The following is a 17,486-nucleotide window of genomic DNA, read 5'->3' as shown; positions in this document are numbered from 1 at the left end:
AAACACCTTTTTTATCATTCTATTCGTTCTCCGCTTGTTCTTATACCCATTGGTTTTGAAAACGAAAAAGGCCTTTGTCCAGTAGATTTTACTCTATCAGACAAAAGCCCTTTCTGGCTACCTTAATATTTTTTTGTAAAACTCAACTTTTCTGTCCTGTTTTACTGGAAACTCTTCTCTCGTTGCAGATACATTACCTACAATATCTTGAATAATTAATCCCTCTCTATTTGATAACTCTTGTAAACAGTTTCCCCATGGATCAATTACACAACTATCTCCTGAATAGGATAGCCTACTACTTCCTCCTACACAATTAACTCCTAAAATATACACTTGATTTTCAATTGCCCTTGCTCTTAACAGACATCTCCAGTGTTCTCTTCGCTCCACAGGCCAGTTGGCTGGTACCAAGATTACAGCTGCTTCTTTTGATGCCGCCTGAAACAATTCTGGAAATCTCAAATCGTAACAAATGAATACACTCAGACAATATTCATTTATATTGCAATAACATAACTGTTCTCCAGAAACAAAATATTTATCTTCTCCTCCAAAACTAAATGGGTGTATTTTCACATAATCTAAAGCTGTCTCTCCCTCCTTATTCAAAATCGAATAATGATTTTCTGCCTTTTGTCCGTTTCCTTTCACCCATCCAAAGCCAATCTGGATTTGATATTCCTTTGCATACTCTCGAAAAAATGCAATACTTTCTTCCTGTTGTTCTTTCGTTTTCTCTATATCCATCGAAAATCCAGTAAAACTCATTTCTGGAAAAAAAATTACATCTACCTTCTGTGTAGAAGCCTCCACAATATAAGTTTTTGCCTTCTCATAGTTAGCTGTTTTATCCAGCCATTTAATGTCCATCTGACTTAGCGCTACTCTCATTCTTCCCACCTCACAAAAAAATAATATAATACAATTAGTAATCTGACTGTTATACTATTTTACATGAAAGAACAAGATTGCAAAACCTTTTTTAAAATTTTCTTAGTTTCTTGGCATTTGCCGGTAGCTTTTCCTGATAAATCAGCCAAAAGCAGGAAACATTTACTACGTATCTCGTAATAAAGATTCCAAAGACGGCACTTGCCTCCAAAAAACCTTTTCTCATTTGCATAACCTCACATACTATAATTTTCTTTTGTATAAGACATGTAAGCAAGATTCCCACTTTACAGAGTTTCTTGTTTACAATGAAACAATATAGCATAGAGTTATAACCGCACCTTTTACATGTAATAATTGGCCTGAAAAATGTAATACTTTTCATTTATATATCCCACAAATTAATTTGTGTAATAAAAAAACCAGTTTCTTGCTGAAATTCAAGTGAACCATTATATTTTTCGACTACCTTCCGAATGCTTTTTATTCCTAATCCATGATTATGCTTATCCAGTTTCCTTGTTTCAAAACTAGTTACTGGCGAGCAAACCGTATTTTTGATGGACAACACTAAATTTTTATTGTAATACACCAGCTTCATTTGAATGATCCCTTCTCCTTCTGGCATCATCTGACATGCCTCTATGGCATTATCTAATGTATTACCCAAAAGCACTCCAATATCACCTGCCGTAAGTTTTAGCTGTTCCGGAACAGAAACATTAAAATCGCACTGAATTTTATAAGTTTCTGCCTCTTCCATCTTAGCATTTAAAATAATGTTAACCCCTCTATGCTGTGTAAATATTTTCTTTTCAACACGAATAATACCATTAATAATAGAATCTACTGTTATTGCCGCCTCTTCCCATGATTTTTCTCCAATAACGCTTTTTAACACAATCAGCTGATTTTTCAAATCATGCCGTATCATACGGATTTCCTGCTGATCCATTTCGATCCGGTTATAATATTCATCCTTATGTTTTAACTCCTGCTCCGAAAGCTTATTCTCATAGGAGTTTCGATACAAAACATTCATTCTCTCAAAAATAAAATACTGCATTGCATTTACAAATGCCAGGGAAATAATTAAAAAGGAATAAAATACAAAATCCCTGTCATCATATTGAATCAGCTTATTAACGACTATACAAGCAAGAAAAATACTAAAAATAGGAACAATTGTAAAATGAAGATATATTTTCAAATCTCCTTCTGCATACATTTTTCTTCTTCTATAGTATATAATCAAAATAACAAGTGTTTTTAATGAGTATACCGTTATCATAGTAATATAGATTAAATAATCCTCGCTGTCTTGTTTAATTAATGCTGATGCAAAAATAGTTGCAACAATAAGGGACACTAATACTTCCAATACCATGCTCAGTATCACATAAAAAACACTAAACAATATTTTTCTTCCCCATTTACCCTCGAAAAAAAAGCTTACTAAGGCAATAATACTAATGGATACAATAAGATTTAGAACATTCTGCTCATGATGCACATTTACAGCTGTAAAACAAACAGCGGAAAAAATCACAAAACTTGTGACCAATATCTTATTTTTAGTCAGACTTCCTTTTAGAAAGCTTCCCATAAACCGAATCATTAAAATAATCTCTAATATATTAATTAAAAACTGCGTTACAATCTCACTCATAGAATCACATCCTTGTCAAAACAAAATCTCGATACGTCTGATTAAAATATTTAGAATACCCCTTACTTACCGGTACAGAAATTCCCCCCTTTAAGCAGACATAATCACCTTGGTATGTCTCAATATACTCCATATTTACAACAAATGCCACATGGGTTTGAACAAAAACAGACATGTTGAGCCTGCTTTTCAAATCAGCCATTGTCCCATAATATTCATACTGCTTATCTATTAGATAAATGCGGATTAATCTCCGGTAACTTTCAAAATATAAAATATCTTGATATGCTATACTATATTTTTTCTTTGAAAACTGAAAATGAAACAGTGCGTTGGTTGAATTCACATGCTCCACTGCCTTCTGCAAAATGCGGCTCATCTGTAACTTATCAATTGGTTTAAGTATAAAATGAAATGCAAGGACGTCAAAGGCTTTCTGCATCAACTCTTTATGACTTGTTTCAAATATAATGACCGCCTTCCGATCCCTCTGGCGAATCTGCTCTGCCAGCTCCAAACCACTCATTCCTGGCATCTCAATATCTAATATGTATATCTGGTATTTTCTATCACCTCTTGTAATTACCTCAAGCAGCTCTTCACTTGATAAAAAACCATCACATTCAATTCTCTGGCTTTCTTTATTAAAACAGCTGTAAATAATATCTTCTATCTCGCCTAACTCCTTCATTTCATCATCACAAATAGCTATCTTCATGTTATCTCCCTCTCAAAGTATTGCTGTTATTTTTTACCTGAAATTCGTTTTATTACCTTATCTATTATAACACATTTTTCATTTGGTTTGTTCGTTTTTTTATGCTTTTGTGTTATTATTTCACCATGCCCCGCTGCAACAACTACAACAATATTACTATCCCATACCTCATTTACACCTCGAACCAGTGCCGAAAATTCGTCCAACTGGGTTTTTGTAGTAGTGCCTACTGATATATTTACAATTCTTATATTATACTTTATTTTATTTTCCAAAACCCAGTTCAGTCCATCCAAAACATGAGCAATTTCCCCATTTCCTCTATGATTAAGTACCTTTACAGAAATAATATTACTATATGGTGCAATCCCACAGTACATTCCCCTTGAATCACTTCCATCACCTGCTAGAATTCCTGATACATGCGTTCCATGACCATTATCATCATATATTTCTTTTCTTCCATTCACTGCGTCATAAAATGCAGCAATCCTGTTCCCTTGCTGAACAAAATCCGGATGCTTTGAAATACCAGTATCTAAAACAGCAACTCCAATACCCTGCCCCAGATAATTTCTTTCGTGTGCCCATCTTAAATGAATAACTTCCGCTGCTCGATTCATAGGTTTTTTCCTCCTTTTCCATGCATTTTTTCCTATCATTTATTTTATTCATGTGCAAAAAAACCGTTACCAATGCTTTTTATTATACAATTTTGTATATTATTTCTTTTTTAAATCTATTGATAATTCATAATAATTTGATATAATGTTATGTAACAAAAAATATAAAGTAAAAGGGATGTTAAATTATGAAAGAACAAATTAAAAAAATTCCTGGCAAAACGTGGGCCAATTATCTTGTTCTTACACTGGTGATTAATCTCATTTTGGAAATGCTGAACCGTAGATCTTTTATTAAGGGAATTTTATTTATTTTTGACTATCCGCTTGTTTTCTTATATAATGCACTAATAATTTTTGTGACACTTTCTATCAGTTTTTTAGTTAAGCGTCGTTTTTTTGCCTCTTCCTTAATTGTACTATGCTGGCTTGTTTGTGGAAGTGCCAACTGTATTATTAAAGGGTTTCGTTCAACACCATTCTCTGCCATCGACATGATGATGCTTAAGAATGCAATTGAAATTATGGACGTTTATGTTACTCCAGTGCAATTAGTATTAGGCGGTATTTTACTAGTAATGGTTTTAATTGGGCTGATTGTTTTATTTTTAAAAGCACCTAAGGTATCACAAAAGCCAAACATTATTTTTGGTATTATATTTATTATAGGCTTAGTTTCTATTGATGCTTTTGTTACCAACGTAGGCGTGAATGCAAAGGTTCTTTCAGATGACTTTGAAAACCTTGCCTATGCTTATGAAAATTACGGATTTGCATACTGCTTTTCAAACAGCATTCTGGACGTTGGCATAGAAAAACCAGATGACTACTCAGAAGATGCCGTTTTATCTGTTTTATCAGATATGACAGATGATGCTGCCGTTATAACAACTTCCAGACCAAACTTAATTATGATTCAATTAGAGTCCTTTATTGATCCAAACATTTTGAAGAATATTACATTATCTGAAAATCCAGTACCTAACTTCACATACTTAAAGGAAAATTATAGTACTGGTCTGTTAACAGTTCCGTCCATTGGTGCTGGTACTGCTAACACAGAATTTGAGATTTTAACCGGAATGAGTACTGATTTCTTTGGCGCTGGTGAATATCCTTATAAGACAATACTTACAGATGTCCCATGTGAAAGCATTAGTAATTTGTTAAAGAAACAAAGCTACAGCACACATGCTATCCATAATAATGACGGTACCTTTTACAATAGAAACACTGTATTTTCTAATATGGGATTTGATACCTTTACTCCAATAGAATACATGTATCATGCAACTAACAATCCAATTGGGTGGGCAAAAGATGATGTTTTAACGGAAGAAATTATGAAATGTCTGAATTCTTCCATCAGCAGTGATTTCATATATACGATCAGCGTACAGGGTCATGGAAGATATCCTAAAAAGGTAGTAGATGATACCCAGTCCATTACTGTAACTGGTTACGATGAATACAAAATTCCATTTGAATATTACCTTAACCAGATACATGAGATGGATGAGTTTATTGGTGATTTAATTGATTCATTGGAAAAATCTGGAGAACCTACTGTTCTTGTTATGTACGGGGATCACTTCCCAACCTTAGGGATAACGGATGAAATGCTGACAAAGGGTAATATGTTCCAGACAGAATATGTTGTTTGGGATAATATTGGTTTGGAGAAACAGCATACCGACTTATATGCTTATCAACTAAGTAACCACTTGTTTGAAATGCTTAATTTGAAAAAGGGTATTATGCAGAAGTATCACTCTACTTATATAGATAGTGAAAATTATAAGAAAAACATGCAGCTTTTAGAATACGATATGCTTTATGGTGAAAATTATACATTTAACCAGACTGTTCCTTATGAACCTTCTAACTTAAAATACGGTATAGACAACATAGCAATTACATTTGCCAATTTGAATGATACTGTTCTAACGGTAACAGGGCGTAATTTTAACCAGTATAGTACAATTTATATTAATGATAAGCAGATTGAAACGGAATTCATTAATTCTAATTTATTGACTGCTAAAGAGATTTCTATGGAAGAAGGAGATTCCATAACTGTTGCTCAGGTTGGTGCTGATCATGCTCCTCTTGGATTTACAACAGAATACATTTTTAAATAATAACAAGCTTCACCAGATATTAACTCTATCTGATGAAGCTTGTTCCTATTTCATTTCTACCTTTTCACCAGCAAGAATCTTGTTAGTTGTTTTCATGGCACACATTCTGCCACACATTGTACATGTTTTATTATCCTCTGGCCTCTTACTCTCAAAATATTCTCTTGCCTTTTTCCCATCAATGGCATAGGAAAACATCTCTTCCCAGTCAATTCTCCGTCTGGCATCACTCATTTTATTATCAATGTCTCTTGCATGAGGAATACCTTTCGCAATATCTGCGGCATGAGCTGCAATTTTAGAAGCTACAATGCCCTCCTTTACATCAGACACATCTGGCAGTCTTAAATGCTCTGCTGGTGTAACGTAGCATAAGAAGTCAGCACCGTTGGCTGCTGCAATGGCACCTCCAATAGCTGAAGTAATATGATCATACCCTGGTGCAATATCTGTCACTAATGGGCCCAGTACATAAAAAGGTGCATTGTGACAAATTCGCTTTTGCATTGCCATATTAGCAGCGATTTCATTCATTGCCATATGACCTGGTCCTTCCACCAATACTTGTACATCCTTTTCCCAAGCTCTTTTTGTAAGATTTCCTATTTCAATTAGCTCACTGATTTGTCCTGCATCACTGCTATCATGTATAGAACCTGGTCTTAACGCATCTCCGATACTAATAGTAACGTCATATTCTCTTAAAATTTCCAAAACGTCATCATAATACTCAAAAAATGGATTCTCATTTCCTGTCATCTCCATCCATGCAAAAAGTAGTGAACCACCTCTGGATACTATATTGGTCAAACGCTTTTGTCTTTTGAAAGCTTCTACCGTTCTGCGATTAATTCCTGCATGTATTGTCTGAAAGTCGACTCCTTCTTTGGCATGTGCCTCTATTACCTTCAAGAAATCTTGTGCTGTAATTTCCAGTAGTTCCTTTTCCAAATAACCAATCGCGTCATACATTGGCACAGTACCTATCATGGCTGGTGATATTTCAATTAATTCCTTTCGAAATGTATTTGTTTTTCCGTAATTGCTTAAATCCATGATAGCTTCACAACCAAAATCTATGGCAAGCTTAACTTTCTCCATTTCTACTGCATAATCCTTGCAATCACCCGAAATTCCTAAGTTTACATTCATTTTTGTTCTCAGTCCAGTTCCGATTCCCTCTGGGGATAATGAAGTATGGTTTATGTTAGCGGGAATGGCAACCTGCCCGATTGCCACCAGCTCTCTTAACTTATTCTCATCCATAAATTCTTTTTTCGCCACAATTTCCATTTCAGGTGTAACAATTCCCTTTTTTGCTGCTTCCATCTGGGTTTTATAAGTTCTCATTTTTGTATTTCTCCTCTAATTCATAATATTTATAAAAATGATTGGTTGGACCATGTCCTTTTCCAATCTCCAAAGCATTTTGAATTGCCCCGGCAACATATTCCTTTGCGCTTCTTACTGCCTCATAAATAGTTTTTCCATTAGCAAGATTTGCTGTAATGGCTGATGACAATGTACATCCTGTTCCATGAGTATTCTTTGTATGAATACGTTTTCCTTTATATGAATGGAATTCTGTTCCATCATATAAAATATCCGTTGGCTCTCCCAAAAAATGTCCTCCTTTTACAAGCACATTTTTCGCCCCCATCTGATAAATCGCTTTTGCTGCCATTTTCATATCTTCTATGGTTCTAATTTTTTTCCCTGTAATCACCTCTGCCTCTGGGATATTAGGGGTTAGGCAAAATGCAAGAGGGATCATTTTTTTCTGAAGCACATTGAGAGCAGCAGGATCCATTAAGGAGCATCCTCCCTTAGCAACCATCACAGGATCGATTACAACATTTTTAGGCTGATACTGAGCCAGCTTTTGGGCAACCATATTCATAATTTCTTCCCCTGATAACATTCCAACTTTAACCCCAGCAACCGAAATATCCAGAAAAATAGCATCTATCTGGTCTGATATATTGATAACTGGTATATCATGTATGGAAATCACATCACAGGTGTTTTCTGCTACAACAGCTGTGATAACACTCATCCCAAATGCTCCATGTGCCTGAAAAGTCTTAATATCTGCCTGAATTCCAGCTCCACCGCTGCAATCACTTCCAGCTATCGTAAGTACATTTTTCATCTAGAACTCCTTTATAATTTCAAAAATCTTTCCTTCAATTCACTTGCTGCCATTCTGATATTTTTCTGGGAAATCACAGCAGAAACCACAGCAATTCCATTTATTTTAGTTTCGTGAAAATCTTGTATCCTTTCCTTATTAATTCCACCAATGACTACAATTGGAATCGTAACTGCATTGCGAATCCGCAGTAATTCTTCTTTCGAAACAGGCCTGGTATTATTTTTAGTTGCTGTTTCATACATTGCACCAACACCTATGTAATCTGCACCCTCTGCTGCCGCCCGCTCTGCTTCTTCCACTCTTGCTGTAGATACACCAATAATTTTATCTGGGCCCAGGATTTGACGAACAACCCTTGCTGGTAAATCATTTTGCCCTACATGAACCCCTTCCGCATCTACTGCCAAGGCAATATCTACCCTGTCATTAATAATAAGAGGCACTTTGTATTTCTTAGTTATCTTCTTGATACGTAATGCTAATTCATAAAAATCTTTTGAGGAACAATCCTTTTCACGTAGCTGGATAACGGTACATCCACCAAGTATTGCTTCCTCCACCGCTTCCTCTAAGGTACTTGTACTCATTAATCCCTGATCGGTACACAAATATAAACTATAATCTACTAACAGCTTCTGATTATTCATATACATTTCCTTCCTCTGAACAAAATTGGTGAGCAATTTCCTATTACAGAACAAAGTGTGTGTTCCACACACTCTCGCGATTTCAATCAACTATAAGGAACACACACTTTGCCGCGCCTTGTGGATGTGGCTGTCCTTTAGCCACAATATTCCTTGCCCACAAGTGCGCATCATCCTGCACCCTGTTTTTTTAGGGTGCTTTTTTATGTAATAGGATATGCGGAGCAATTTCCTATTACATAAAAAAAATGCCCTATCGTTTGATAGAGCATCCAATGCTAATTCAGATATACAGACTTTCTGTAAGTGCTCCCTACGACAGTATTAACTGACAGGTTCTAAGGGTCAGGTTTTACCTTCTCAACTTATAAAAGTCCCCCCGCGTAAATATTCACTTGTTATAACTCAATTCATTATACACTACTATATAATGTATGTCAAAATAAATTAATTTTCCCATTATATTACTACTGAATCTCCTAATGAAAGATTTCTTATTTTATCACCTAATACCGACTGAAACAGCTGAAAACCATCCCCAATGGAACAGTTTAATGTATACAGTCTTCCTGCAAATCTAGAAATCATTTCTCCTAGTTCCTTCACTTCTTCCCTCTTCATCCCTTTTTTTGAACTGGCATCGTACAAATGAAAATCAGCAATCACCACATCAATCATTCCATTATTCATTTGCTCTCCCTTACGAAGAATGTTTTGAATACCATTGTGAATACCACCTGCTACAATAATTGTTTTTCCATTTTCTTTAATCATCAAATACTGTTCATGAACAAAAGTATCCTGCTCTGTTTCCCCATTTACTTTTACAAAGTACTTACTTTTGTTTTTCTGTAATTCATTCATATCAATTACACCTGAAAATAATTGCATCTCATCGTCCAGAAAGTACAGATTACGAGTTTTTACAATCTGCTCATTACTCTCTAATGCTGCTTCTAAGCCACAAGGTAACTTTACCCCTAGATGCTGCTCATAATATGGCATAAAGCCATATTCACTAACATAAATCTTAGCCATCCCATTTACTTCTAAAAACCGCCTTAGTCCGCCTCCATAGGCATTATGACCGCTAGAAAGTATAACTGTATCCACCTTGCTCACATCTATACCCTGCTTCTTTGCATTTTCAAAAAATAAATGATTGGGACCCAAATCAAACAGTATTTTATGATTACTAGTTTCGATATATAAACTCATTCCACTTTTCTTTACCAATTTGGCACTGGAAGCAGTGTTATCCATCAGTACAACTATTTTCATACTATTACCTCCCAACTCTCTTTCGTAATAAAAATCTTATAAAATTTTCTGAAATTAACTATTAGGGATACCTAATTAGTATTGTATCATCTTACTTCTATTTTTGAAATAGCAATTATACAAGAATTTAATATTCTATCTTAGTTTTTTATCATCTGTGCCCTTTTCCTCGCATTCTGCTTCTGGTTCAATAATCTTTATCAATTTATATTGCACAAAATCACTATTTGCAATACTGTCAAATTTACCACTTCGGTTATTATTGACAATCATAGAAATTCCCTCCATAATACTGCTGATTTTAGGTATTTCATCACATCGAATCAGCACTTTATCCTTCTCAAAAAAGAATTTAAATACACGGCTGTTTGAAGTTTCAAGAAAACTAACCATTACCTTTAAAACCAAAACGTCATCTTCATTTTTCACAAATCGGCATGCAGTGGCTGCTTCATAAATTTCACCGTTCATCTCTATCTGACAATAGCAATACTTTTTAAAGTCTATTGGAATCTCCAGTACTCTCCCCTGTTCCGTCAGTATCATATATTTTTGAAATTTTTTATTTAAAAATGATATTTCTTTTAATCCTCTGGCAAAATTGTTTTGTAAAACTTGTAAGAACAATGGAAATACATGAATTCCAGTAGTCTCTATTGTAAATACCCTGTTGGCAATAAACTTCCAGTATTCTTCGTCTAAATCCGGCGTTCTGCCTTCTAGCCGATTACATCTTGTATTTCTTTTCCAACCGCCTCGATAAAATAATTCTATTCTTTTATTTGAATTTTGTGACTTACTTGAAAATCCCTTTTCAAAACATAGATTTCTTAATACTCTCTGCAAATTGTCATAAGCAGCAGGATTCTCAGCAAGCTTTTCAGCTGGCATGTAATCTTTTTCAAAAAAATCATTAATAATATCCATAAAATGAGAATTCATAAATAATTCTGAACTACCACCTGTTGTAGCAATCACCATCTGAATATCTGGTAGTACAATTACATTTTGGCTTAACATCCCATTGAATTGAAATGCTCCTGGCCGCTTTCCTATCCAGACATGATATCCGTATCCTTCCGCCCCTAATTCTTTTGGTGTATTAATCTGCTTACTTGTCACCAAGTCAATCCATGCTTCGGATACAAGCTGCTGCTGCTCCCATCTGCCTTTTTGCAAAAAGAGCTGTCCGACCTTAGCCATGTCTTCTATTGTCATAAGCAGCCCCCATCCTCCCTTTTCTATTCCTTTAGGACATTTCTCCCAGTATACATTGTAAATGCCCATCTTATTAAATACTTTTTCTTTTAAATACTCCATTAGCCCCATACCTGTCCGCTCTCTTATAACGGCAGACAATATATACGAATTCATACTATTATAATGAAATTCTTTTCCTGGTTCAAATGCAATTCCTGAATCTAAATAGAACTTAATCCAGTCGCTTTCTGTCACAGTTCCAGCTTCATTAAAAGTTACTCCTGAACTCATACTTAAAAGATGTTTCACTTTTAATTCCCTTTGCCTTTTTCCGATAATCGGAAGATATGTCTTGTTAAATATTTCTGCAACTGAATCCTCTATAGTAAAAAACCCCTCATCCACTGCAATCCCCACTGCCAAACAAGTAATACTTTTACTCATAGAATGGGTTATATGCCACAATTCATTACGATAAGGTGCAAATTCACCCTCTGCAATGACAAATCCATTTCTTAGAATCATTACTCCATGCGCCTTTACATCTTCAGCCTCTTGTAATCTTTTAAAAAACCTACTGACATAACCTGATTCTACCCCCTGCTCTTCTGGAGTACATCTAGGGAGCTTCTGGGGTATTACATCTAAAGAAATACTATTATTCATTAACTCCTTTTGTGGTATATACTTTATGTTATCCACTGTATGCATTGTCCCGTTTAGCATTTTTAAAAAGAAATCAATTAATTTTACTTGAATTTTTATACTCATAAATTACCCCCTCATCTTCATTATTCCACATATGATATGATTAGTATAACAAAAGATAAAAAGTGATGCTACTATTATATATTGTAGTAACATCACCTTTATCCACTAATTATGTCTTATTAGATTAGCCTGAACTTTACATTGTATTCTCTGCATATTCGTCTAATTACACTGATTCCTACAACCACAGATAACAAACTTACTAAAATATTACTTGCCATCATTACAATTCCCACACTTTCACTTCCTAAGTCAGTAAAATTTTGAAGTCCCCATAATATTGGAATACGAAACAAGAATACTCTTGAGAAGTTCAGAAAAAGTGTATGCTTAGTATATCCAAAGCCAAAGAGCAGTGCCACTACTGCTGCATTGATTCCAAGGGGAATACATCCTCCCAATGACTCATAGTGATAAACCTTCATAATAAGTTCCTGAAAACTACGATCAACTCCATTTACATTGTTTGCAAAAAGAAAACTGATTTGTTCCATGTACACAGTTGTCAAAATCAGACCTAAAATGCCAATCACCAGATTATATGCCAGTACACATTTAAATGCATCCAAAGCTCTCTGCACTTTTCCTGCTCCCAGGTTCTGACTAATTACTGCTGCTCCACCTTCTTGGACTCCTGATTGATGACTTGTAGTAAGACCACCAATATTATTGGATATCCCTAAAGCCCCCACTGTTAACGATCCATATACACCGCTCATAGCATTTACAACAACCTTTCCTAACTGAAAGGCTGCCCTTTCCACAATTACAGGGAATGAAATACTAACCATTGGTTGAATTACTTCTTTTTGAAAGGTCATACTTTTTAAGGAAAAACCAAAAGCATTATCTTTTACATTCATATTTTTTATGGCAATCATAAAAAATAGAAACTGAGATACCAAGGTAGCTACTGCAATCATTGTAATGTCTGTCCGAAGAATATACACACATAATGCTGTTAAGCCAAGCTTTACTACAATTACTACTGTATTTAAGTATAGTATTCTTTTGGAATTGCCTCGTGAACGTTCTATTGCAATATAAACATTATTGAAAAACATAATGACCATGGAAATCAACTCAATGGAAAAATATTTACTTCCTAACTCAATCAGTTCGTCTGGTGTGTTGGCAAATGCTAAAAACTGTTTCGTAAAAGGAAGTATGATAAGGAGTACTGCCATTCCTAAAAAAGTACACATCCCAAATAGACTGGATACCCGTTTTTTTACCATTTCATAATCTCCAGCTCCATATGCAGAACTGATTTTCAAGCTTCCTCCTATTGCCAGCCCTCCTCCTATGGCAGATATCATTAAGTTAATTTGTGACAGATAGGCTACTGCGGAAACGGAACTTCCTCCAATATAGGCGGCCATCATGGTATCTAATATTTTAAATATCATATTCAGACTCTGATAAAGCGCCAGCGGAAATCCTACTTGAAATGTAACTTTCCACAAATTTCCATTTAATGCAAAGTCCCGATATTGTATATCCTTATTTGATAACGCTGCTTTATTCATATTCTCTCCTGCCAATTCATTTTATTTAATAGAACTGTAATTACAATACAACAGTTTTTCTGTTTTTTCTACATAAAATAAGTTTATTTTAATTCAAAATACAGTTTTTTTGTTCTTTTGTATAAAATATGTTATACTGTAACTATTACTATTTCACAGGAACAGGAGAAAATGAACATGATTAAAAACAATATTTTGAATTCCTCTGAAAATCTAATTTATACTCGTATTAAACGAGATCCTTTTTTCAATATGCCTGAAGCACATTACCATCCTTACCATGAACTTTATTATCTGATTTCAGGTTCAAGGAAATTTTTCATTGATCACCGCATTTATAATGTGAATAAAGGTGATTTAATTGTAATTCCCAAAGAACACATTCACAGAACAACCTATATGTCAAATATGACCCATGAAAGAATTGTAATTGAATATCATGATCATCTGCTTTTACCTTTATATCAAAACTACGATACAGAAATGCTTTCTGATATTCTTATGCCTAACCAGATTTCAATTCCCTTAAACAGAAGAACCTACATGGAAGATTTGTTTAGTAAAATAGAACGGGAATATCTTTCACTGGATGAATTTTCAAGCTTGCTTTTACAAAATTATATGACAGAGCTTCTGACTTTTCTAATCCGCTGCCAAAAGAGGACTAATACACCATCCCAGCATTTGTCTGCAACAGATACCTTAATTGAAAATGCTGCTCAATACATTTTTCACAATTATGAGAAAGTACTTACTTTAGACTCTGTTGCTGCCAAATACAACATGAGTCCATCTCATTTTTCAAAAAAATTCAAAACTATAACTGGCTTTGGGTTTAAAGAATATCTTAATTCAATCCGCATTAAAAAGGCCGAGAAGCTTTTATTAGAAACAAATCTGAGTATTACCGAAATTGCATTGCAATGTGGTTATAACGATAGTAATTATTTTGGAGATGCTTTCAAAAAGGAAAAGGGCGTATCACCTAAAAAATACCGTAGTGGAAAAGGTTATGTATAAACAACCTTTTCCACTGCTTTTAAATCAAATTCAGAAAATGCTGATGTACAGTAATATCTCCTGTAAGCTCTGGATGAAAAGAAGTCACTACCTGATTTTTATACTGGGCAGCTACAATTTTCTCATTAACAACAGATAATGCCCTTGTTCCCTCATATACCGCTTCCATATAAGGTGCCCTGATAAATATCATAGGAATATCCGTGCTGTCAGCGAATGTTCCCCTTGTTTCAAAACTTCCCAGCTGCCTCCCGTATGCATTTCTCCTTACACAGATAGGCATTGTGGCAAAATACGTATTGGCATCATTTGAAAATTCCTTTGCCAGTAAAATCATACCTGCACAAGTACCTAATACTGGCATATCCTGTTCAATCTGTTCTTTCAGGTCATCCATCATCTTCAGTTCCTGTAACAGCTTTCCCATCGCTGTACTTTCCCCTCCAGGTAAAATCAGCCCATCAAAGGACCTTTTTAAATCACTTTTTTTTCTTATTTCAAAATAATCCACCTCAAGGCGTTCCAGCATCTGCTCATGTTCTAAAAATGCCCCCTGTAGTGCTAATACCGCTATTGTCATCTCAATTTCCCCTTTCAGCCATTAACAGCTGAATTTCATTTTCATTGATTCCGACCATCGCCTCTCCCAAATCCTCTGATAATTCAGCAAGCAATTTGGCATCACTATAATTAGTAACTGCCTTTACAATAGCAGCAGCTCGTTTCGCTGGATCACCGGATTTAAAAATTCCTGAACCAACAAATACTCCTTCCGCACCTAACTGCATCATAAGTGCAGCATCTGCTGGTGTTGCAACTCCTCCTGCTGCAAAATTCACAACGGGAAGCTTCTCATTTTCATGTACATATTGTACAAGCTCATAAGGTACCTGTAACTCCTTTGCAGTATGGTATAACTCATCCTCTTCCATGGAAACAAGCCTTTTTATTTCCCCATTCATTTTTCTCATATGACGGACTGCTTGTACAATATCTCCTGTTCCTGGCTCTCCCTTTGTTCGTATCATAGAAGCACCTTCATTAATTCTTCTCAATGCTTCTCCCAAATCCTTCGCCCCACAGACAAATGGAACATTAAACTTTCGTTTATTAATATGATATACATCATCTGCTGGAGAAAGCACTTCACTTTCATCTATGTAATCTATTTCAATTGCTTCTAGTATCTGTGCCTCTGCAAAATGACCAATTCTTACCTTTGCCATTACTGGTATTGTAACTGCCTCCTGTATTCCACGAATCATTTTAGGATCACTCATTCGTGAAACACCTCCTGCTGCACGAATGTCTGCTGGAATCCTTTCTAGTGCCATAACGGCACATGCTCCTGCCTGCTCTGCAATTCTTGCCTGCTCAGGTGTCGTTACATCCATAATGACTCCCCCCTTTAACATCTGTGCCAGTTGTTTGTTCAAACTATATCTTTCCATTTTTTATTCCTCTCTATCATTTATTTTCCAATGCTATTAGCAAAATTATTATATTTTGGATTATAATAAATAACTGGAATGATTATAAGAACCAAAACAACTCTTTTTAATCATACCAGTTTATCAAACTATAAATCCTTCATATTAATTTTTTTCTTCTCAATCATAATCAGCGCGGATTCCAGTGATAATATCACCCGATCACACCATTTGTCAAACCTCTCATCTTCTGTTTGGCACTCTTCATGTGACAGCATATAAGAAACTGTTTCTCGGATCCCTTTCTCAAAAGGAATCTCTGCTTTAAAACCAGGCACAAGACGCTTTAATTTCCGATTATCAAATACAACTGAATTTGCCTTATCTCCAATTAGTGAACCCCTAAAATCAAACTTACTGCACTGTACTAAAGATTGTGAAGCAATATGTATTGTTTGCAATGGAACCTTTAATGCCTTTGCAATCATTGCATAAATCTGATTCCAGGTTAAACATTCATCGGACGTAATCTGCACAGCCTCTCCAATTGCAGACGAATTTCCCATTAGTCCAATAATGCCTCTGGCCAAATCCTTGCTATGGGTTACTGTCCAAAGACTCATTCCATCCCCATGTACCAGAACTGGTTTTCCATCCAGCATTCGCTTTATTGTCTGCCAGCCCCCATCTCTTCCATGAAGTGCTACAGGCAATTTTCTTTCATCATAGGTATGACTGGGCCTGATAATAGTCACTGGAAATCCATCCTTTCGGAACCGCTCCATTAGATACGCCTCACATACTATTTTCTTTCTTGCATATTCCCAATATAGATTTCCCAAAGGAGTATCTTCATTCACAATATAATTTAGCAGCGGCTTCTGATAGACAGAGGCACTGCTTATATATATGTATTGTTTTGTTTTATCATGAAATAACCGATAATCTCTTTCTACCTGTATTTTTTCATAACCAATAAAATTTACTACTACATCAAAACTCAAGTTTTCTATTTTCTCAGAAACAAGAGCTTCTTCTTGATTAATATCTGCAATTATTTCTTTTACTGGAAATGGTAACATGTGATTCCTGGTTCCCCGATTCAATAGATAAAGTTCACATTCTTGTGTTAGAAGCTGCTCAGTAACTGCTTGGCTTATTGTTCCAGTTCCTCCAATTAATAAAACCTTCATAAAATCACACTCCTCTCACGCTCTCCTCATTTTACTCTTTGTTACATAATTATAAATTTTCTGTAATCCCAAAGTCAAGTACTTTTCCCAATTAATTAAAATCTCTTCGTTTTGTCTAGTTATGAATAAAAAACTCGAAATCTTTTGTATGGTTTTTACAAATAGTAGGAAATCAGACAAGTAGTCAATCATATCATATCAATGTAAATGAAAAG

16 protein-coding genes and 1 riboswitch are annotated in these 17,486 nt (G+C 35.1%); of the genes, 2 read left to right on the top strand and 14 right to left on the bottom strand.

Features of this window, described 5'->3' with window-relative positions; genetic code table 11:
- Positions 1-117: 117 nt before the first annotated feature.
- From BM305_RS08910 to BM305_RS08890, 5 genes are all read right to left on the bottom strand, one after another.
- On the bottom strand, positions 118-894 hold the full coding sequence (locus BM305_RS08910) for a carbon-nitrogen family hydrolase (RefSeq protein ID WP_092560356.1): 777 nt from the start codon (positions 892-894) through the stop codon (positions 118-120).
- Between the two features lie 91 nt (positions 895-985).
- A complete protein-coding gene (locus BM305_RS19035; RefSeq protein WP_177214647.1) occupies positions 986-1,120 on the bottom strand; it encodes a cyclic lactone autoinducer peptide in 135 nt (44 codons plus the stop codon).
- A 159-nt stretch (positions 1,121-1,279) separates the two neighbouring features.
- Positions 1,280-2,563, bottom strand: coding sequence for a sensor histidine kinase (locus BM305_RS08900; protein WP_092560354.1), 1,284 nt, complete (start codon positions 2,561-2,563; stop codon positions 1,280-1,282).
- A 4-nt stretch (positions 2,564-2,567) separates the two neighbouring features.
- Complete coding sequence (locus BM305_RS08895) at positions 2,568-3,281, bottom strand: LytR/AlgR family response regulator transcription factor (RefSeq protein ID WP_092560353.1); 714 nt, start codon at positions 3,279-3,281, stop codon at positions 2,568-2,570.
- Between the two features lie 26 nt (positions 3,282-3,307).
- A complete protein-coding gene (locus BM305_RS08890; protein WP_177214646.1) occupies positions 3,308-3,904 on the bottom strand; it encodes a S8 family serine peptidase in 597 nt (198 codons plus the stop codon).
- A 188-nt stretch (positions 3,905-4,092) separates the two neighbouring features.
- On the opposite strand from BM305_RS08890, the gene BM305_RS08885 reads away from it, so the two are divergent.
- Complete coding sequence (locus BM305_RS08885) at positions 4,093-6,045, top strand: LTA synthase family protein (RefSeq protein WP_092560351.1); 1,953 nt, start codon at positions 4,093-4,095, stop codon at positions 6,043-6,045.
- A 45-nt stretch (positions 6,046-6,090) separates the two neighbouring features.
- Here BM305_RS08885 and thiC read toward each other — a convergent pair whose 3' ends face one another.
- The 6 genes from thiC to BM305_RS08855 all read right to left on the bottom strand — a co-directional run bounded on the left by thiC (position 6,091) and on the right by BM305_RS08855 (position 13,628).
- Positions 6,091-7,395 (bottom strand): phosphomethylpyrimidine synthase ThiC, encoded by a 1,305-nt coding sequence (gene thiC / locus BM305_RS08880; RefSeq protein ID WP_092560350.1) that lies wholly within the window; start codon positions 7,393-7,395, stop codon positions 6,091-6,093.
- Positions 7,382-8,197, bottom strand: coding sequence for a bifunctional hydroxymethylpyrimidine kinase/phosphomethylpyrimidine kinase (gene thiD / locus BM305_RS08875; protein ID WP_092560349.1), 816 nt, complete (start codon positions 8,195-8,197; stop codon positions 7,382-7,384). The genes thiC and thiD overlap by 14 nt, the downstream gene beginning before the upstream one ends.
- Before the next feature lie 11 nt (positions 8,198-8,208).
- Positions 8,209-8,847 (bottom strand): thiamine phosphate synthase, encoded by a 639-nt coding sequence (gene thiE / locus BM305_RS08870; RefSeq protein ID WP_092560348.1) that lies wholly within the window; start codon positions 8,845-8,847, stop codon positions 8,209-8,211.
- Between the two features lie 293 nt (positions 8,848-9,140).
- Positions 9,141-9,238: riboswitch (TPP riboswitch) on the bottom strand.
- 68 nt (positions 9,239-9,306) lie between these two features.
- Positions 9,307-10,128, bottom strand: coding sequence for an MBL fold metallo-hydrolase (locus BM305_RS08865; protein WP_092560347.1), 822 nt, complete (start codon positions 10,126-10,128; stop codon positions 9,307-9,309).
- Positions 10,129-10,263: 135 nt separating this feature from the next.
- A complete protein-coding gene (locus tag BM305_RS08860) occupies positions 10,264-12,099 on the bottom strand; it encodes a serine hydrolase domain-containing protein (RefSeq protein ID WP_092560346.1) in 1,836 nt (611 codons plus the stop codon).
- Positions 12,100-12,218: 119 nt separating this feature from the next.
- Positions 12,219-13,628 (bottom strand): MATE family efflux transporter, encoded by a 1,410-nt coding sequence (locus tag BM305_RS08855; protein WP_092560345.1) that lies wholly within the window; start codon positions 13,626-13,628, stop codon positions 12,219-12,221.
- 177 nt (positions 13,629-13,805) lie between these two features.
- Between BM305_RS08855 and BM305_RS08850 the strand changes: the two genes are divergently transcribed.
- Complete coding sequence (locus BM305_RS08850; RefSeq protein WP_177214645.1) at positions 13,806-14,648, top strand: helix-turn-helix transcriptional regulator; 843 nt, start codon at positions 13,806-13,808, stop codon at positions 14,646-14,648.
- A 19-nt stretch (positions 14,649-14,667) separates the two neighbouring features.
- Here the strand turns inward: BM305_RS08850 and pdxT are convergent, their stop codons facing one another.
- From pdxT to BM305_RS08835, 3 genes are all read right to left on the bottom strand, one after another.
- On the bottom strand, positions 14,668-15,228 hold the full coding sequence (pdxT, locus tag BM305_RS08845; protein WP_092560343.1) for a pyridoxal 5'-phosphate synthase glutaminase subunit PdxT: 561 nt from the start codon (positions 15,226-15,228) through the stop codon (positions 14,668-14,670).
- A 1-nt stretch (position 15,229) separates the two neighbouring features.
- Positions 15,230-16,099 (bottom strand): pyridoxal 5'-phosphate synthase lyase subunit PdxS, encoded by an 870-nt coding sequence (gene pdxS, locus BM305_RS08840; protein ID WP_092560342.1) that lies wholly within the window; start codon positions 16,097-16,099, stop codon positions 15,230-15,232.
- Positions 16,100-16,227: 128 nt separating this feature from the next.
- On the bottom strand, positions 16,228-17,271 hold the full coding sequence (locus tag BM305_RS08835) for an NAD-dependent epimerase/dehydratase family protein (protein ID WP_092560341.1): 1,044 nt from the start codon (positions 17,269-17,271) through the stop codon (positions 16,228-16,230).
- Positions 17,272-17,486 lie beyond the last annotated feature (215 nt).

The organism is Anaeromicropila populeti (assembly GCF_900112775.1).
In the GTDB taxonomy this organism is placed as follows: domain Bacteria; phylum Bacillota; class Clostridia; order Lachnospirales; family Lachnospiraceae; genus Anaeromicropila_A; species Anaeromicropila_A populeti.
Note: the sequence above shows the minus strand (reverse complement) of the source record. Positions and strands in the feature narration are given on the sequence as shown.